The organism is Catenuloplanes indicus (assembly GCF_030813715.1).
GTDB classification, from domain to species: Bacteria; Actinomycetota; Actinomycetes; order Mycobacteriales; family Micromonosporaceae; genus Catenuloplanes; species Catenuloplanes indicus.
On sequence record NZ_JAUSUZ010000001.1, the window covers coordinates 5,310,509 to 5,328,934 of the forward strand.

Below are 18,426 nucleotides of genomic sequence, written 5' to 3' on the forward strand. Positions count from 1 at the left end.
GGCACAGCCGTTCCGCCGTAGGCTCGGCGCCATGCTCCGTGCTCTGCCCGGCCGGTTCCGCCGTGCCCTCCCGCGCCTGACGCCCCGCCGCTGGATCGCCGGCTCGGCCGCGCTGGCGCTGGTCGCGGGCCTGACCGGCTGGGCTGTGTGGCCGGCGGACCCGGGTTTCACGTTCCAGGACCAGATGCTGACGGTACGGTCCGGGCCGGCCGGCGACGAACCGGTCACGCTGGACACCCGCTACTTCCTGCCGGACGGCGCGTCCGAGGCGCGGAAGGTGCCCGCGCTGCTGCTGGCGCACGGCTTCGGCGGCGACATGCACAGCGTGCACGAGCAGGCGGAACGGCTGGCGGCCGAGGGCTACGCGGTGCTCACCTGGACCGCGCGTGGGTTCGGGCGCAGCGGCGGGCAGATCCACCTGGACAGCGCGGACCACGAGGTGAAGGACGCGCAGCGGCTGCTGGACTGGCTGGCCGCACGGCCGGAGGTGCGGCTGGACGCGCCCGGCGACCCGCGGGTCGGCGCGCTCGGCGGCTCCTACGGCGGCGCGCTGGCGCTGCTGCTGGCCGCGCAGGACTCCCGGGTGGACGCGATCGTACCGATGATCACCTGGAACGACCTGGCCCGCGCGTTCCTGCCGGACGCGGCCGGTGGCCCGGTGGTGGACGGCGTCTTCAAGAAGGCCTGGGCCGGCACGTTCTTCTCGTCCGGGGCGGGCGTGGCGCCCGGTGCCGTACCCGCCGAACTCGATCCGGCCTGTGGCCGGTTCGCCCCGGACGTGTGCGCGGCCTTCCAGACGATCGCGACCGCCGGCCGGGCCACGCCGGATGCGGTGGCCGTGCTGGACCGCTCCAGCCCGGCCCGCGTGCTCGACCGGATCAAGGCCCCTACCCTGCTCATCCAGGGCCTCGCCGACACGCTCTTCCCGCTGTCCGAGGCGGACGCGAACGCGCGTGGCATCGCCGCCACCGGCACCCCGGTCCGGGTCGCCTGGTACGCGGGCGGCCACGACGGCGGCGCCGGCCCGCGCACCGACCGGGACCGGGTGGACGCGCTGACCCGTGAGTGGCTGGACCACTACGTAGCCGGTACGGCCGGCGCACCGGCGACCTCGTTCGTCTACTCCCGGGTGTCCGGCTTCGACGCGATGGACCGCGGCCTGGTCACGAACGCGTACACGATCGCCGGCTACCCGGGCCTGACCGCCGAACCGGCCGTGGCGGTCGGGGTGGCCGGCCTGCCGCAGCGGATCGCGAGCCCGCCCGGCGGCAACCCGGCCGCGATCTCCTCGCTGCCCGGCGCCGGTAGCGCGCTCTCGTCCGTGCTCGGCGCCTCGGCCGCCGACCTGCCGGGGCAGCACGCGTCGTTCGTCTCCGAACCGCTGACCGACGCGCTCGACGTGGGTGGCTCGCCGCGGCTCCGGCTGCGCGCCGCGTCACCGACCGGCGAGGCCGTGCTGTTCGTGAAGCTCTACGACGTGGACCCGGACGGCGGTGCCACGCTCTCCGAGGGTCTGGTCGCGCCGGTGCGGCTGACCGGCCTGCCGGCCACGATCGAGGACGCGCAGCCGGTTGTGGTCACGCTGCCCGGGATCGTGCGCCGCATCGACGAGGGGCACCGGTTACGGATCGTGGTGGCCACGTCCGACCAAGCGTTCGCCGGACCGGCCGCGCCCGCGGTCTACACGGTCGCGGTCGAGCCGGCGGTGAGCCTGCCGGTGCTGGGCGGCGCCCCGATCGCCGGCCCGGACGCGGTGTGGCGCTGGGCGCTGGCCGGTCTGCTGGCCGCGATCGCGCTCGGCCTGGCCGCGGTGCTGCTGGTCGCGCGGGCCCGGCACCGCCGGATCGACCGCTCGGTCGCGGCCGAGCACGCGGACACGCCGCTGGTCGTCAAAGGGCTGCGCAAGGAGTACGCGGACGGCTTCGTCGCGGTGTCCACGGTGGACTTCACGGTCCGGCGCGGCCAGGTGGTCGGCCTGCTCGGCCCGAACGGCGCCGGCAAGACCACCACGCTGCGCGTGCTGATGGGCCTGACCCAGCCGACCCGCGGCGAGATCCGGATCTTCGGGCATCGGCTGACGCCCGGCTCGCCGGTGCTGTCCCGGGTCGGCGCGCTGGTCGAAGGGCCGGGCTTCCTGCCCCACCTGACCGGCGAGCAGAACCTGCGCGCCTACTGGCGGGCGACCGGGCGGCCGTGGGCGGACGCGCGCTTCGAGGAGGCGCTGGAGATCGCCGGCCTCGGCGACTCGGTGCACCGCCGGACCCGCAAGTACAGCCACGGCATGCGGCAGCGGCTGGCGATCGCGCAGGCCATGCTCGGCCTGCCGGAGCTGCTGGTGCTGGACGAGCCGACGGACGGCCTCGACCCACCGCAGATCGCCGAGATGCGCCGGGTGCTGCAGCGGTACGCCACGGACGGCCGGGCCGTGCTGGTCTCCAGCCACCTGCTCGCCGAGGTGGAGCAGACCTGCACGCACGCGGTGGTGGTGAACAAGGGCACGATCGTCGCGTCCGGCCCCGTCGAGGAGATCGTCGGTGACTCGCCGACCGTGCAGCTGGACGTGGACGACCCGGCCGCGGCCCGGGTCGTGCTGGACGGTCTGGACGGCGCCCGGTTCCTGACCGAGACAGACAACGGCGGGCTGGTGGTGGACCTGAACGGCACGCCGCGCACGGAACTGGTGGCGGCGCTGGTCCGGGCCGGCGTGGGCGTGGACCGGGTGGTGCCCCGACGCCGCCTGGAGGACGCGTTCCTCGCGCTGGTCGGGGACAACTCACGAGGGAGCGGGGACCGATGAGCGAACTCGCGAGCGGATCCGGCGTGCCGGGTGCGGGAACCGCCGGCTACCGGCCCGGGCGGACGCTGTCGTTCGGCGCGGAGTTCCGGCGGCAGGCGACGCGCGTCCGTACCCGGCTGGCGCTGGGGTTCATGGTCCTGCTGCCCGTGATCATCCTGGTCGCGTTCCAGTTCGAGACGAACGAGGACGACGACGGCACCGGCGGCGGCGAGTTCGGCAGCCTGGTCGACCTGGCCACGTCCGGCGGGCTGAACTTCACGCTGTTCACGTTGCTGGTCTCCGCCGGTTTCATGCTCGGCGTGGTGGTGGCGCTGTTCCATGGCGATGCCGTGGCCAGCGAGGCGAGCTGGGGCAGCCTGCGCTACCTGCTGGCGATCCCGGTGCCGCGGGCGCGGCTGCTGGCCGTGAAGCTGGCGGTGGCGCTCACCTACTCCGGGCTGGCGCTGCTCACGCTGGCCGGCACCGCGCTGCTGCTCGGCACGGCACGCTACGGCTGGTCGCCGCTGCGCAGCACGGTCGCGGCGCAGATCCCGGCGGGCGAGGGCCTGCTGCGCCTGCTCGGCGTGGTCGGCTACCTCGCCATCACGCTGCTGGTCACCGCGGGCCTGGCGTTCCTGCTGTCGGTGCTGACCGACGCGCCGCTCGGTGCGGTCGGCGGCGCGGTGCTGCTGGTGATCCTGTCCAACATCCTGGACCAGATCACCGCGCTCGGCGACCTGCGGAACCTGCTGCCCACCCACTTCTCCGACGCCTGGCTGGGGCTGCTCTCCACGCCGGTCCAGACCGACGACATGGTCAAGGGCACCATCTCCGCGGTCTGCTACGCCACGCTCTTCTGGTCGATCGCGTTCTGGCGCTTCACGCGCAAGGACATCACTTCCTAGTCGTCACCCGTTGGTGGCAGGTTCGCACATCGCGTGCGACGGCCGCCCGGCTCCGTGAACGACCGTCTGTCGCGCGACGGTCACGCACGGATGTTCGGGAAGGCGTCACATGTGGAACTCTCGTCGCTCCATCGTGGAGCGGAACGGGCCGGTCTCGGCGGTGCCGGGCCATCGGCGGCCGATCGTTCCGGAGTGGAGGGTCGAGCCGCCGGGCCGGCGCCTGCCGAAGCGGGGCACCATCCGCGGCCGGGTGGCACGCCTGCTGGTGCTCCCGCTCGTCGCGGTCCTGTTGCTGCTCGGCGACCTGGTGCTCAAGGAGGTCGACGAGTACGCGGCCGCGGACGGCGCGACCGCCACCACCGAGCTCGGCATGGCCGCCCAGGGCCTGGTGCACCAACTGCAGCTGGAGCGCGACCTGACCGCGCTGGTGCTGGCCGGTGGCGCGCGGTGGCGTGCCGACCTGGCCGGGCAGCGGCTCCGGGTGGACTCGGCCCGGACCGCGCTGAGCGGCCTGCGGGACGCCGAGGGCCCCGGGCCGGAGGCGGTGCACACCACCGTCCAGCAGCTGGCCGAGCTGGGCCGGCTGCGCGTGGAGGTGGACACCGGCCGGATCGGGCGGCAGCCGGCCGTGCAGTCGTACACCGACCGGATCGCGGCGCTGAACCGGATGGACATCGGACTGGACGCGCCGTTCCCGGACCCCGATCCGGAACTGCGCCGCGGCCTCGGCGCGATGCAGGCGCTCTCCGACGCGAAGGAAGCCACGTCCGCCGCGCGCGGCCTGCTCGGCGCCGCCCACGCACGCGGCCTGTTCGAGAGCGGTGAGCAGGCCCGGCTCGCCGCGCTGTTCGCCACGCGCCGCGTCGCGCTGGCCGACGCCGCCCGGTACGCCTCCGCACCGGTGCGGGACCGGCTGGACCGCGCCACCACCGGCCCGGACGCCGCCGCGATCACGGCCGCGGAACAGGCCGTCGCCGACGGTGCCGCGAAGGGTGACCCGGACGCCTGGCTGCGCGTGACCACCGCGCTGCTCGACGAGCTGTCCGCCGTGCAGTCGCTGGTCGCGGACGACATCCGGGCCCGCACCGACGACCTGCGGGAGGAGGCGACGTTCGACCTGTCCGGGCTGGGCGCGGTGATCCTGCTGGCGCTGATCGGCGCGCTGCTGCTCGGCCGGTCCGCCACCACCGGCATCACCCGCCCGCTGGCCCGCCTGGTGAGCGAGGCGGACGCGGCCGCGGCCCGGCGTCTGCCCGAGGCAGTGGCCCGGCTGCAGGACGGCACCGGCGCGGAGCCGCCGCCACCGGTGGTGGTGCCGGGCAACGCCGGTGTGGAGATCCGGTCCGTGGCGGACGCGCTGAACCGGTTGCAGTCCTCCGCGTACGGGCTGGCCGCCGAACAGGCCGTGCTGCGCCGCAACACCGTCGACTCGATGGCGAACCTGGGCCGCCGCAATCAGAACCTGCTCCGCCGCCAGCTCAGCTTCATCACCCAGCTGGAACGGGAGGAGACCGACCCGGCCGGCCTGGCAAACCTCTTCGAACTGGACCACCTGGCCACCCGCATGCGCCGCAACGCGGAGAGCCTGCTGGTGCTGGTCGGCGAGGCGACGCCGCGCAGCTGGTCCCGGCCGCTGCCGATGTCGGACGTGCTGCGCGCCGCGATCGCGGAGGTCGAGGACTACCGGCGGGTGTCGCTGCGCCGGATCGACGACGCGTTCACCGCCGGCGCGTACGTGGCCGACCTGGCGCACATGGTCGCGGAGCTGGTGGAGAACGGGCTGACGTTCTCGCCACCGGACTTCGACGTGGAGGTGCACGGCCGGTGGGTGGACGACGGGTCGTACCTGATCGCGGTCGTCGACCAGGGCGTCGGCATGAGCCCGGAGGAGCTGGCCCAGGCGAACGCGCGCCTGGCCGGCACGGAGTCGTTCACGGTCGCGCCGACGAAGTTCCTCGGCCACTACGTGGTCGGTCACCTGGCCGCGAAGCTCGGCGTGCGGGTGGAGATCTGCCAGTCGCCGGTGACCGGCACGACCGCGCGGGTGCGGCTGCCGGCCCGGCTGCTCACACCCGCCCCGGACAGCGCCGCCACGACCACCACGTTCTCCATCGACGCGGTGCAGGTGCCGCCCCCGCCACCCGGACTGGTCCGGCCGGCCCCGCAGGTGCCGGACGTAACGGAGAACGGGCTGGTCAAGCGCGTTCGCCGGGCCTCGGTGCCGCGGCAGGCGCCGGCCACCCGGGCCACGGCGGAACGGCCGGTGCCGGCCGACATCGGCGCCACCATGACGGCGCTGCGGCGCGGCCTGCGCCTCGGCGCCTCCGACACCCGATCCGACGAGAATGGGAACCCGCGATGAGCATCGGTACCGGGCCGGACACGGCGCAGCGCTTCAACTGGCTGATCACCAACTTCGTCCGGGGCACGGCCGGCGTCCGCGACGCGGTCGCCGTCTCCTCCGACGGCATGCTGATCGCCACCTCGGCCGGTCTGGTCCGCGCCGAGGCCGATCATCTCGCGGCGATCGTGTCCGGTCTGGCCAGCCTGGCCCGCAGCGCGTCGCGCCGGTACGACTTCGCCGGCCTCAAACTCATCATGATCGAGATGACATCCGGCTTCCTGATCGTCTCCGCGCTCGGCGGCGGTACCTGCCTCGGCGTGGTGGCGGACGGCGACGCGGACGTGGCGCTCATCGGGTACGAGATCGCGCTGCTCGGCGAGCGCGTCGGTGACCTGCTCACCCCGGCCCTGATCGCGGAGTCCCGGCGGGTGCTGCCGGCATGACGTCAGACGACGCGCTGCCGCGGATGCCGGATCCGCGGATGGTTCCGCCGTGGGAGCGCCCGGCCGAGCCGCTGCCCCGCCGGTCCGCCGGTGCGGGCGGCACCCCGGACGACCGGCCCGCCGAGGACGACGTGATCCGGCCGTTCCTGCTGACCGGCGGCCGGACCCGGCCGCTGCGCGACGGGTTGCGCCTGGAGACGCAGGTCCGGGCGTCACCGGCCGCGCTCTCCGCGCCGCTGCGGTTCGAGCTGCGGCAGATCGTCCGGTTCTGCCAGGACCCGTGCGCGCTCGCGGACGTCGCCACCCACCTGCGGGTCCCGGTGGGCGTGGCGCGCGTGCTGGTGGCGGACCTCGCGTCGGACGGCTACCTGACCGTACTGGAACCGGCGGAGCACCCGTCCGAACTGCCCATCGAAATGATCGAGAGGATCGTCGACCGTGTCCGTGCCCTCTAGCGCGGCGACCGCACCGGTGGTCGTGAAGATCGTGATCAGCGGCGGCTTCGGGGTGGGCAAGACCACCTTCGTGAGCGCCATATCCGAGATCGAGCCGCTGCTCACCGAGGCCGACATGACCGAGGTCTCGCGCGGCGTGGACGACGTGCATGCGGTGGCCGGCAAGACCACCACCACGGTCGCGCTCGACTTCGGCCGCATCCACCTGGACACGTCGCTGATGCTGTACCTGTTCGGCACGCCGGGCCAGGACCGGTTCTCCTTCCTCTGGGACGACCTGGTCGACGGCGCGCTCGGCGCGGTGGTGCTGGTCGACACGCGCCGGATCGAGGACAGCTATCCCGCGGTGGACTACTTCGAGGATCTGGGCATGCCGTTCCTGCTCGCGGTCAACCCGTTCGACGGCGCGCCCCGGTTCGCGATCCCGGAGGTGCGCGAGGCGCTCGGCGTCGGGCCGGAGGTGCCGATAGCGGAGTGTGACGCCCGCTCCCGCGGCGCGGTCAAGGGCACGCTGGTCACGCTGATGGAACAGGTGCTGAGCCGGCGGCTGCGCGCGATGGCGGGCCACACCGGTGCGTGAGTGAACGGCGACGATTGGCTCACACCTCGGGATCGGCTGGTGGAGATCCGGAAATCTGCCCGTAAACTCGACCGCAGCACAACTGAATACCTCATCCAGAGGGGCTGAGGGATACGGCCCGATGACGCCCCGGCAACCACCTTCCGCGTGCTCGATGACGAGCCGGGGAGGGCAGGTGCCAATTCCGTCCCCGTCACACGGTGTGGCGATGGGAAAGATGAGAGGACACCTCCTCATGACGTCTGCCGTCAGCCCTGCCCGCGCCCTCGTCTGTCGCGGTTGCGGCGCCGAGTTCCCGCTGGCCGCCCAGCACGCCTGTTACGAGTGTTTCGGCCCGCTCGAGGTCGCCTACGACGCGGACGCGCTGAAGAAGGTCACCCGCGAGCAGATCGAGGCCGGTCCGGACAACATCTGGCGGTACGCGGCGCTCCTCCCGGCCGGTCAGGACCCGGCCGACCGGATCACGCTGAACCCGGGCATGACGCCGCTGGTGTCCGCGCCCGCGCTCGCCGCGGAGCTGGGCATGACCGGAGCGCTCTGGGTCAAGGACGACTCCGCGAACCCGACGCACTCGTTCAAGGACCGGGTCGTCTCGGTGGCGCTCTCCGCCGCCAAGGGCCTCGGCTTCACCCGCTTCGCCTGCGCCTCCACCGGCAACCTGGCCAACTCGGTCGCCGCTCACGCGGCCCGGGCCGGCGTGCCGTCGATCGTCTTCATCCCGTCCGACCTGGAGCAGGGCAAGATCATCACCACCGCGGTGTACGGCGGGGAGCTGGTGGCGATCGAGGGCTCGTACGACGACGTCAACCGCCTGTGCAGCGAGCTGGTCGAGACGGACGAGTTCGAGGACACCGCGTTCGTGAACGTCAACGTCCGGCCGTACTACGCGGAGGGCTCGAAGACGCTCGGCTACGAGGTCGCGGAGCAGCTCGGCTGGCGTATCCCGGAGCAGGTCGTGATCCCGATGGCCAGCGGCGAGCTGCTGACCAAGGTCGACAAGGCGTTCTCCGAGCTGGTCGAGATCGGCCTGGTCGACGCGCCGGCGAACGGCTGGACCGTGTTCGGCGCCCAGTCCGCCGGCTGCAACCCGATCGCGGTCGCGCTGCACGAGGAGACGGACGAGATCCGCCCGGTGCGCCCGACCGGCATCGCGAAGTCGCTCAACATCGGCGACCCGGCCGCCGGCCTCTACGCGCTGGAGGCGGTGCGCCGCACCGGCGGCTGGATGGACTACGCGGACGACGACGAGATCCGCGACGCGATCCGGCTGCTGGCCCGCACCACCGGCGTCTTCGCCGAGACCGCGGGCGGCGTGACCACGGCGGTGCTGGCCAAGCTGATCAAGTCCGGCAAGCTGGACCCGTCGAAGGAGACCGTCGTCTACAACACCGGCGAGGGATTGAAGACGCTGGACGCCGTGGCTAGCCTCGTGGGACCGACGCACACCGTCAAGCCGTCGCTGCGATCCGTGCGGGAGGCGGGCCTGCTCGGCTGAGTGATCACCCTCCGGGGTGGAGGGCGAAGCGTTCCGTAGCGGAATGTCTTGACGTGATCCTTGCAACAACGCAAAATGCTCCGTGCGGGGAGACGCAACGCCGTAAGAGTTGCGGATCCTGAGCTTGGCGACAATCTCTTCCGCCGACTCGACGACCCAGTGCCGATCGTTCATCGAGGTGCTGTGCGCGCGTCTCCCCGACCAAAATTCGCTGGCCCGATCACGGGTCCGGTGTGCACTCTGCACGGCATGAGCCTGAGCATCGCCGCGTTCGACCCTGCCGACGACACCGCGTGCGGGGAGGCTGCGGCGATCATGCGGCTCGCCTGTCTGGCCGAGACGCCGGACCTGCCCGCCCTCAGCGTGCGGCGATACGCGGCCCGGTTTCGCAACCCGCAGCTCGGCGAGCGGCGGCTCGGCGTCCTGGCCCGGGTGGACGGCTTTGCCGTCGGCACCGGTCTGCTCATCCTGCCGGACGAGCAGAACCGCGACGCCGCGATGATCGAGTTGCATGTGCTGCCCGAGCGCCGGCGCCGGGGCATCGGCCGCGCGCTGCACGACCACCTGACCGGGATCATCCGCGCCGAGCACCGCACCACGGTGCTGGCGAACACGTCGGAGTCGCTGCCGGGTGGGCCGGTGCGCCCCGGTGCCGGCTCCGCGTTCGCGGCGGTGCTGGGCTGGCAGCGGGCCTCGACCGCACACGGGCAACTGCTGGACCTGCACGACGTACCGGCCGAGCGGCTGCTCGCCCGGATCGCGCCGTACGTCGGCGGTTACTCGCCGGTGACCTGGTCCGGTGCGGTGCCCGAGGCCGACGTCGACGACGTCGCCTATCTGAACGCACGGCTGATGCAGGACGCGCCGACCGGCGACATCGAGTGGGAGGCGGAGAAGCCGGACCCGTCGGTGATCCGCAACTACGAGCGTACGTACCGGGACAAGGGCTCCACGCTCTTCCACGCGGCCATGCGCGAGGACGCCACCGGCCGCCTGGTCGCGTGGACGATGATCGAGCAGCTGGACGACCCGGCGTCGTGGGGCTGGCAGCAGGTCACGCTGGTCGACCCGGCGCACCGCGGCCACCGCCTCGGTCTCGCGGTCAAGGTTCACAACCATCTGCAGGTTCGGGCGAATGCCCCCGAACTGCGCCACGTGCACACGTGGAACGCGGCCGAGAACCATCACATGATCGCGATCAACGAGGCGCTCGGCTTCCGTCCCTCCGGCGCCACCATCGACTGGCAGATCCGCCTGCGGTAAACCGTCAGGTCCGGGCCGACCGCGCCGATGTGACCCCTATTGCCGTCGTCGGGAGGGGTGTCACGTGCGGGCTGGGCTGGGCGCGGTATTGGCGGTTCTGCTCTCGTTGGTCTCCCTGCCGGTGCCGGCGGCCGCCTCGCCCGCCGAGGCCGCCGCGGTCGCCGCCGCGACGAAGAAGCCGCTGTCCTACCGGGTCTTCGCCACCCGGGAGGGCCTGGTCGGTGGCGTCACCGCGAACGGGCACGTGATCGTGGAGCGGGACCACTTCGTGGCTCTGCCGTCCCGGCTCGGGCTCTCCTCGTTCGGCGGCGGCGAGCGCTCGGTCCGGGTCTGCGCCGGCAACGGGCGCTGCGCGTACGCGCCGGTCTGGGACGTCGGCCCGTGGAACACCACCGACGACTACTGGAACGCGCCCCGCCAGACGTGGGCCGGCCTTCAGCGCGGGCGCCCACAGGCACAGGCGGCCTACGAGACCGGCTACAACGGCGGTCGCGACCAGTTCGCCCGCGACGTGCTCAACCCGGCCGGCATCGACCTGGCCGACGGCACGTTCTGGGACGCGCTGCGGCTGACCGACAACGCCTGGGTGAGCGTGGACTTCCTGTGGACCGGCGGCGGCCGGCAGGGCACGGTGGTCACCGGCGGCGGCCCGGTGCGGCTGCGCGCGGGTGCGAGCGGCACCTCGGCCGAGGTCGGCATGGCCGGTGAGCGGGCCCAGCTGCCGATCCAGTGCCAGAAGCGCGGGCAGAAGGTCGCCGGTACGGTCCGGACCACGAACCTGTGGGACCGGGTCGCGCCCGGGACCTACGTGTCGCACGCCTACGTCTCGGTACCGTCCGGCTTCTCGGTCCGCCGCTGCTGACGAATCATCCGGGCAGCCCACGGCCGCAGCGGCGTCTCCCGGTACCGCCCGGCGGCCAGCCCGGCACGCCGCTCGAACCAATTACGTGATCCGTACGACCTGGTCAGCAGGTACGACCAGCCGCAGGCCAGCCAGTAGGCGGGGAAGAAGAGCGGGCCCAGCCCGGCGTACTGCGCGACGTGCCGGGTCTCGTGCCCGAGCAACTGGGCCTGGTCCGGGTGCAGCAGCCACTCGGCCGGCCGCCGGGTCAGCACCACGCTGCCGATCGTGAACGTGCGGCGCAGTGCCGGGCGGCGGCAGTCGCCCGCGATCAGCACGCCACCCGGCGCGCGTCGGATCCGGGCGCGGGCGGCCGCCGCGATCATCAGGCCCACCAGAGTGGTGCCGTTGATCGCGGTCAGCGCCGTCCGGCCCACGTGTCTCGGCCGCATGCGACCATCCTTGCGCTCACTCTTGGTAATGGTCACGTTTCTGTCCGGAGTTTTACTTCCGCCGCACCATTCTTCGTCAGGCTGGCCGTCGCATTTGGAGTTCGGTCAGGCCGGGGATCGTGGGGTGCGGCACGCGCACGCCGGTGTCCCGGAAGCCGAGCCGTTCGTACGCCCGGACCGCGCGGTCGTTGCCGTTCACCACCTCCAGCATCAGCTCCGGCCGGCGCTCGTCGCGCGACCACCGCGCCACTGCCTCGATCAGGTCTCCGACCAGGCCCGTTCCGCGCAGGCGCGGGGTCACGTAGACCGCGAATATGACGGTCACCCGGCGGTCCGCGGCGAGCACGATGCCGCCCGCGTGGCCCACGAACCGTCCATCTTCGACAGCCGCGAACTGTGCGGCCAGGCCTGATCGGATGTTGTGTGCGATCTGCGCCCGGAAATCCTCGTGCGGCCGTGCCGCGGCATCCGCCACCGTTTCCAGAAATGCGAGCGGAGAATCGGCGAGCATTTCAAGTCGCAGTGCCCGCATTCGCGCGGCATCGGGGACCCGCACGCGTGCGATCGTGCGGGGCTCGGGGTGGCGTACCGGGGCAATGGTGCTGGTCATGTAGCTCTGCCTACCCGGAAGCGGGTGATCGGGCAACCGGTATCGACGAGAAGGGGTCTTCCTTCGGCGGCCGGGCAACGATCACCATCAGTAGCGACGGACCGAAGCTTCACGTCCATGGTGTCCGTTTTAGGGTAGTGCACGGTCGGTGTTGCTCGTGTAGCGTGCGGTTCGGCCGCAGTGTTTCGAGGACCCAGACGGACCCGGATCAGGCGGCCCCGGATGAGCAGTTGCTTAAGCCGGGGGGTTGGCGCAACCAGCACCATAGAAGTGAGGAAGTGCACCGTGGCACAGGGCACCGTCAAGTGGTTCAACAGCGAAAAGGGCTACGGTTTCATCGCGGTTGACGGGGGGCAGGACGTCTTCGTCCACTTCTCCGCGATCGAGATGGACGGCTACAAGGCGTTGGACGACGGGCAGCGCGTGGAGTTCGAGATCGCGCAGGGTCAGAAGGGACCGCAGGCGGAGAAGGTCCGGGTCATCGCCTGATTCGCCGGTGTCGGTCCGAGGCCGGGCCGATCACTACATCTCCCATTCGGGGCGTCGCTCCTCACGTCGGTGAGGCGGCGCCCTGCTCACGTCTAGGGCACGGTTCTGGCCGCGTCAACAAGTAGACGAGTATCGAAGTACTAATGGGCTTCGCTAATGTGCCGGTCGAACTGATGTCTGCATCAAGCAGCTATTCCGCCGGCGGTGCGGTTCGGCGGGTTGCCGGTCAATCCGGCGGCCCTTTCGGTGCGCCTCGTGCGCGGCTTTCACGACCGTCACTACAACTTTGAACGCAGTTGCCCAACGGTCGATCGGGGTGCCGCGCATGGCGCCCGCTCGCGTCGTCCGGCGTGCATTCCGGTGAACGGGAATCCGCCTTTGCGGAACTCTCGCGGCGATCGCCGGCCGAGCGGGTGCACGGGGGTCGGGGGTCACCCGTCCGGTCCGCCGGGGGCACGCATCACGCCCGCGGGGCTACCGACCGTGCTTGCACTCGCATGGGCAGAGTGCTAAAAAAGGTTCTGGCACTCGCTGATGGCGAGTGCCAACAGGTCGGGACGGTGGGGTTCGGTCCGAGTGGCGTGCCACGAGGGCAGGACCGGTCGTCGCGGGCTTATCCGGCCCGGCCGACGGCGACGTGCGTGATCGCGTGACGTCGTTCGAAGGTGCGTCAGCAGGCGGCAGCCGGCGGGAACAGTCCGGGTGCCGTGAGCGTCCAGGAGGACAACGCCGTATGGCCAAGATTATCTCGTTCGACGAGGAGGCGCGCCGCGGTCTTGAGCGGGGCATGAACACCCTCGCCGACGCCGTCAAGGTGACGCTGGGCCCGAAGGGCCGCAACGTGGTGCTCGAGAAGAAGTGGGGCGCCCCCACCATCACCAACGATGGTGTGAGCATCGCCAAGGAGATCGAGCTCGAGGACCCCTACGAGAAGATCGGCGCTGAGCTGGTCAAGGAGGTCGCGAAGAAGACGGACGACGTGGCCGGTGACGGCACGACGACCGCGACCGTCCTGGCGCAGGCGCTGGTCCGCGAGGGCCTCCGCAACGTCGCCGCCGGCGCCAACCCGATGGCCCTGAAGCGGGGCATCGAGGCTGCCGTCGCGAGTGTCTCCGAGGGCCTGAGCCAGCTGGCGAAGGACGTCGAGACCAAGGAGCAGATCGCCTCCACCGCCTCCATCTCCGCCGGTGACAGCACCGTCGGCGAGATCATCGCCGAGGCGATGGACAAGGTCGGCAAGGAAGGCGTCATCACCGTCGAGGAGAGCAACACCTTCGGCCTCGAGCTCGAGCTCACCGAGGGCATGCGCTTCGACAAGGGCTACATCTCGCCCTACTTCTGGACCGACGCGGAGCGGATGGAGGCCGTCCTCGACGACCCGTACATCCTCATCGCGAACAGCAAGATCTCCTCGGTCAAGGACCTGCTCCCGATCCTGGAGAAGGTCATGCAGTCGGGCAAGCCGCTGCTGATCATCGCCGAGGACGTCGAGGGCGAGGCCCTGGCCACCCTGATCGTCAACAAGGTGCGCGGCACCTTCAAGTCCGTCGCCGTCAAGGCGCCGGGCTTCGGCGACCGCCGCAAGGCGATGCTGACCGACATCGCGATCCTCACCGGCGGCCAGACCGTCTCCGAGGAGCTGGGCCTCAAGCTGGAGGGTGTCGGCCTCGACATGCTCGGCCGTGCCCGCAAGGTGCAGGTCACCAAGGACGAGACCACCATCGTCGACGGTGCCGGTGACGCCGACCAGATCAACGGCCGGGTCGCCCAGATCCGCGCCGAGATCGAGAAGTCGGACTCCGACTACGACCGCGAGAAGCTGCAGGAGCGCCTGGCCAAGCTGGCCGGCGGTGTTGCGGTGATCAAGGTCGGCGCGGCCACCGAGGTCGAGCTCAAGGAGCGCAAGCACCGCATCGAGGACGCCGTTCGCAACGCGAAGGCGGCCGTCGAGGAGGGCATCGTGCCCGGTGGTGGCGTCGCCCTGGTGCAGGCCGGCAAGACCGCGTTCGACAAGCTGGACCTCGTCGGCGACGAGGCGACCGGTGCGAACATCGTGAAGGTCGCGCTGGACGCCCCGCTGCGCCAGATCGCCGTCAACGCCGGCCTCGAGGGCGGCGTCGTGGTGGAGAAGGTGCGCAACATCGAGGCCGGCCACGGCCTCAACGCCGCCTCCGGTGAGTACGTCGACCTGCTCAAGGCCGGCATCATCGACCCGGCGAAGGTGACCCGTTCGGCGCTGCAGAACGCGGCCTCGATCGCGGCCCTGTTCCTCACCACCGAGGCTGTGGTGGCGGACAAGCCGGAGAAGACCCCGGCCCCGGCCGGTGCCCCCGACGCGGGCGGCATGGACTTCTGAGTCCAGCGCTTTTCCTCGGACGGGCGGGTCGCGACAGCGGCCCGCCCGTTCTGCTGTTCAGCCTTCACGAGCATCTATTCTGCGGAAAATGTCCGATTCGCGTGAAAGTCTGGGTTTTCGGGGCTGCGCTCGCGTCCTCCGCGGGGCGGCCCGAGCCGAAACCCGCAAAGGACCGACATGCGCAACGCAGGACAGGAACCCACCGCCGACGGCTCGCCGCCCGAGGACGGCAGTACCTACGCCTCCGCAGCGGCGCGCCGTCCGCGCCGGCAGAAGCAGCAGATCGTCGCGGGCGCGGCCGGAGTGCTCGCCGTTCTCGGTATCGGCGGCACGATCGTCGCCTCCCAGATCAAGGACCGGCCCACCACCGTGACGACCGCGAACGTCGGCGCGCTGCCGCCGCTCGGCACGGACGGCGCCGCGTCGCCGTCACCGCTTCCGGGCGCGTCCGTTCCCGCGGCCGGGCAGTCAGCGGCGGCCGGTAGCAAGCCGCCCGGGGAGCAGCCGACCACGGGTCAGCCGGCCGCGAAGCCGCCCGCCGGGCAGCCGGGCACCGCGAAGCCGAGTGCCGGGAAGCCGCGTGCGGGGAACGGGCCGGACGACGAGCGTACGAGCGGCGACGCCGGGCCGGCCGCGGTGCCGGCGCCGAGCCGGACGCTCCGGGCGATGGAGCAGAACAGCAAGGTCAAGGACTCGGACGTGGACGTGGACGAGACCATGTCCGGCGACCGGCGGAAGCGGATGAAGGTGGCGTCCGCGCGCGCCGACCTCACCGGGTACCGCGAGCTGTCGCTGATCACGGAGAAGTTCGACCGGGTCGGCGACACCAGGTGCACCAAGACGATCCGGACCAGCCCGGACGTACCACCGCGGGAACGCCCGACGCTGCTGCTGTGCTGGCGGATCAGCGCCACGAAGAGCGTCTACACGGTCGCGGTGGACATGGACGGCAAGCCGTCGCGGGCGGAGAGCGTCGCGGCGCTGGAGAAGCGCTGGAACGAGCTGGGCTGACCCGCCCCGGTACGAGAGAGCCGGCCCGATCGGATCGGGCCGGCTCTTTCGTACCTCCAACGCGACCGCCCGGGGCCGCAGGCCCCGGGCGGTGCGTCATTGCTGACCGTTCAGGCGGATCAGTAGTCCGCCACCGTGAAGGTCGAACCGCTGGTGATCTTCGACTTCGTGACGCCGGCGGTCGGCGTGACCGCGCCGGTGTCCACCACCGTGATCGTGTAGGTGCCCTCCGGGACCGGAGTGCCCGCGCTCGCCGGCGTCGCCGCGTTGGTCAGCGTGTCGGTGAGGTTGAGCGTGCACAGCAGTTCCAGGTCGCTGATCACGAGGACGTTGGTGCACTCCGCGATCTGCGGGACGGTCTTGCCGCCGCTGCCGTTGTCGGTCGGGTCGTAGGCGGTGGCCGCACCGGCACCGCTGCGGACCAGGTAGACGTGAGCGTCGGCGTTGTTGCCGGGCACGGTCGGGCTGGCGAACCCGATCGTCTCGAAGCCGGCGCCGAGCACGTCCAGCGTGACGCTGGCGGAGCCGGCCGGTGCGGTGTTCGGCATGACGGTGATGCCGAACGAGTAGTCGTAGGCGGAGGCGAGCGTCTTCGAGCCCGCCTCGGTCCGGACCGTGAGGCCCAGGCCGGTTCCGGAGCTGCGCGGCGTCGTGGTGCCGGTGAAGGTGAGACCGTTCGGCGCCACCACGATGTTGTTGATCGCGGCGCCGCCGATGGACGCGGTCATGCCCGGGGTGAAGCCGGTGCCGGTGACGAGCACCGAGCTACCGCCCTGGGCCGGGCCGCTGCCCGGCGAGATCGCGGTGACCGTGAGGACCGCACCGACCTTGTAGACCGCGGTGCCGACCAGCGGACCGCTGGACGCGTCGGAGTAGATGCAGGTGTTCCAGGACGTGGTGGACGTGGCGCCCGGCGTGTGGACCACCGTGGTCGGCACCGTGATCGCGGCCTTGTTGTTCGAGATCCGGATGACGCTGCTGGCGGCGAAGTTGGTGCCGCTGGTCGCGTACGTCGTCGGGCAGGCGCTCTTGGTGAACGTCACGCCCGGGGACGTGACACCGAGCAGGAAGTTGCTGGTGCCGGTCGAGGTCGCGGTGATCGTGGTGGCGGTCGCGGTGGAGCCGGAGTCCGGGCTCAGCACGATGGACGGCAGCGTCGGCACGTAGGTCGCGTTACCGGCGGCGATCTGCCCGCTGGAGCTGCTGCTGCCGTTGTAGAAGCAGACGTTGAAGCCGTTCGGGGCCAGCACGCCGCTCGGCACCGTGATGGTGGCGACGTCGTCCGTGTTGGTCACCGTGGCCACCGTGCCGGCCGTCGGCGTGCCGTACGTCGTCGGGCACGGGCTCGCGTCGTTCACGAACACCACGGACGGCGTGATGCCGGTGAACGCACCGGACAGCGTGGCCGTGATCGTGTTGCCGCCACCGTTCTTGCCGGTCGACGAGCTCAGGATCGCCTGCGGGAACGCCGGCTGGTACGTGGCGGTCGCGGAGGCGAGCAGCAGGCTGGTGCCGGCGGTGCTGCCGTTGTAGAGGCAGACCCGGTAGGGGCCGCCCGCCGCGGTGGCGGTCGCCGGGACCGTGATGGTCGCCTGGTCGGCGGTGTTCTTCACGGTGGACGTCGCGGCGAAGCTGGTGCCGCTGGTCGCGTACGTACCCGAGCAGGCGCCGCTGGTGAACGTGGCCGCGACGGTGGCGCCGGTGCCGACCACGCCGGTGCCGCTGATCGTGATGGTGTTGCCGCCGGAGGTCGGCCCCGTGGTCGCGGACAGCGTGCCGGACGTGAAGGTCCGGAACGCGGTGGTCGCGGTGGACGCGTTGCCGATGAGCGGTGCGGTGGTGCCGGGAGTGCCGGTGGTGACGCCGTAGATGCAGACTCGGTAGGTCGCGGGGGCCGTGCCGAGGGGGTTCGGGGTGGTGAACGTGACGGCGTTGGCCGAGTCACGCGTGACGCCGGTCGCCGCGATGCTGGTCGCGCTCGGGCTGCCGTTCGTGGTCGGGCAGGTCGTAGCCGTGACGAAGCGAACGTCGATCATGGCCGACGTGGTGCTGTCGGTCGCCAGGCCGGTGCCGGTGGCGGTGATCGTCGTGGCGGCGTTGACCGGCCCCGCGTTCGGCGACAGCGTGACGGCGATGTTGGCCGCGAACGCGGGTGGGGCCGCGGCGAACAGGACGGCGGAGACCGCACCTGTCGCGATGCCGGCTCGGAGCAGCCGGCGGCCGATAGTTGGCTGGGACTTGCGCATGCGTGGGTCCTCCTACGGTCATTACGAACCGCATAGTTCGGCTGTGGTCCTGGCCCGCGCGTGTCCTGTGTCGGGCCGTCCGAAATAGCGCTGTGTCGCAGCGCAGCCGTGTACTTTGGGTGATCAGAAGATAACTGAACGCGACCCTCCGTGGTCTGAA

At 71.6% G+C, this 18,426-nt stretch carries 15 protein-coding genes and 1 riboswitch; of the genes, 12 read left to right on the top strand and 3 right to left on the bottom strand.

What is annotated here, in order from left to right:
• Positions 1-31 precede the first annotated feature (31 nt).
• The 9 genes from J2S42_RS23950 (at position 32) to J2S42_RS23990 (ending at position 11,123) form a co-directional block, all read left to right on the top strand.
• Positions 32-2,797, top strand: a complete 2,766-nt coding sequence (locus J2S42_RS23950; protein ID WP_307242586.1) for an alpha/beta fold hydrolase — start codon at positions 32-34, stop codon at positions 2,795-2,797.
• Positions 2,794-3,681 (top strand): ABC transporter permease, encoded by an 888-nt coding sequence (locus J2S42_RS23955; RefSeq protein ID WP_307242587.1) that lies wholly within the window; start codon positions 2,794-2,796, stop codon positions 3,679-3,681. The genes J2S42_RS23950 and J2S42_RS23955 overlap by 4 nt, the downstream gene beginning before the upstream one ends.
• A 109-nt stretch (positions 3,682-3,790) precedes the next feature.
• Positions 3,791-6,043, top strand: a complete 2,253-nt coding sequence (locus J2S42_RS23960; protein ID WP_307242588.1) for a sensor histidine kinase — start codon at positions 3,791-3,793, stop codon at positions 6,041-6,043.
• Positions 6,040-6,468: a roadblock/LC7 domain-containing protein gene (locus tag J2S42_RS23965; protein WP_307242589.1), complete on the top strand. Its 429-nt coding sequence runs from the start codon at positions 6,040-6,042 to the stop codon at positions 6,466-6,468. The genes J2S42_RS23960 and J2S42_RS23965 overlap by 4 nt, the downstream gene beginning before the upstream one ends.
• The gene (locus J2S42_RS23970; protein WP_307242590.1) at positions 6,465-6,923 is read left to right on the top strand and encodes a DUF742 domain-containing protein; all 459 of its coding nucleotides are present in this window, start codon (positions 6,465-6,467) and stop codon (positions 6,921-6,923) included. Before J2S42_RS23965 ends, J2S42_RS23970 begins: the two co-directional genes overlap by 4 nt.
• Positions 6,907-7,503, top strand: a complete 597-nt coding sequence (locus J2S42_RS23975; RefSeq protein WP_307242591.1) for a GTP-binding protein — start codon at positions 6,907-6,909, stop codon at positions 7,501-7,503. Before J2S42_RS23970 ends, J2S42_RS23975 begins: the two co-directional genes overlap by 17 nt.
• Before the next feature lie 88 nt (positions 7,504-7,591).
• Positions 7,592-7,727, top strand: a riboswitch (SAM riboswitch).
• An 11-nt stretch (positions 7,728-7,738) separates the two neighbouring features.
• Entirely contained in the window at positions 7,739-8,998 is a 1,260-nt protein-coding gene (gene thrC / locus J2S42_RS23980; RefSeq protein WP_307242592.1) for a threonine synthase, read from the top strand.
• A gap of 249 nt (positions 8,999-9,247) precedes the next feature.
• Entirely contained in the window at positions 9,248-10,261 is a 1,014-nt protein-coding gene (locus J2S42_RS23985; protein WP_307242593.1) for a GNAT family N-acetyltransferase, read from the top strand.
• Positions 10,262-10,325: 64 nt separating this feature from the next.
• Positions 10,326-11,123, top strand: coding sequence for a DUF8814 domain-containing protein (locus tag J2S42_RS23990; RefSeq protein ID WP_307242594.1), 798 nt, complete (start codon positions 10,326-10,328; stop codon positions 11,121-11,123).
• Here J2S42_RS23990 and J2S42_RS23995 read toward each other — a convergent pair.
• Together J2S42_RS23995 and J2S42_RS24000 are read right to left on the bottom strand one after the other, a co-directional pair.
• Positions 11,081-11,554 (bottom strand): hypothetical protein, encoded by a 474-nt coding sequence (locus J2S42_RS23995; RefSeq protein WP_307242595.1) that lies wholly within the window; start codon positions 11,552-11,554, stop codon positions 11,081-11,083. The genes J2S42_RS23990 and J2S42_RS23995 overlap by 43 nt on opposite strands.
• A gap of 76 nt (positions 11,555-11,630) precedes the next feature.
• Entirely contained in the window at positions 11,631-12,164 is a 534-nt protein-coding gene (locus J2S42_RS24000) for a GNAT family N-acetyltransferase (RefSeq protein ID WP_307242596.1), read from the bottom strand.
• Between the two features lie 285 nt (positions 12,165-12,449).
• Here J2S42_RS24000 and J2S42_RS24005 point away from each other — a divergent pair, with 285 nt between their 5' ends.
• From J2S42_RS24005 to J2S42_RS24015, 3 genes are all read left to right on the top strand, one after another.
• Complete coding sequence (locus J2S42_RS24005) at positions 12,450-12,653, top strand: cold-shock protein (RefSeq protein ID WP_033342363.1); 204 nt, start codon at positions 12,450-12,452, stop codon at positions 12,651-12,653.
• 733 nt (positions 12,654-13,386) lie between these two features.
• Complete coding sequence (gene groL, locus J2S42_RS24010; protein WP_307242597.1) at positions 13,387-15,009, top strand: chaperonin GroEL; 1,623 nt, start codon at positions 13,387-13,389, stop codon at positions 15,007-15,009.
• A gap of 177 nt (positions 15,010-15,186) precedes the next feature.
• Positions 15,187-16,020 carry a hypothetical protein gene (locus J2S42_RS24015; RefSeq protein WP_307242598.1) on the top strand — a complete coding sequence of 278 codons (834 nt, stop codon included), beginning with the start codon at positions 15,187-15,189 and terminating at the stop codon, positions 16,018-16,020.
• 119 nt (positions 16,021-16,139) lie between these two features.
• Here the strand turns inward: J2S42_RS24015 and J2S42_RS24020 are convergent, their stop codons facing one another.
• Positions 16,140-18,266: an IPT/TIG domain-containing protein gene (locus tag J2S42_RS24020; protein ID WP_307242599.1), complete on the bottom strand. Its 2,127-nt coding sequence runs from the start codon at positions 18,264-18,266 to the stop codon at positions 16,140-16,142.
• Positions 18,267-18,426 lie beyond the last annotated feature (160 nt).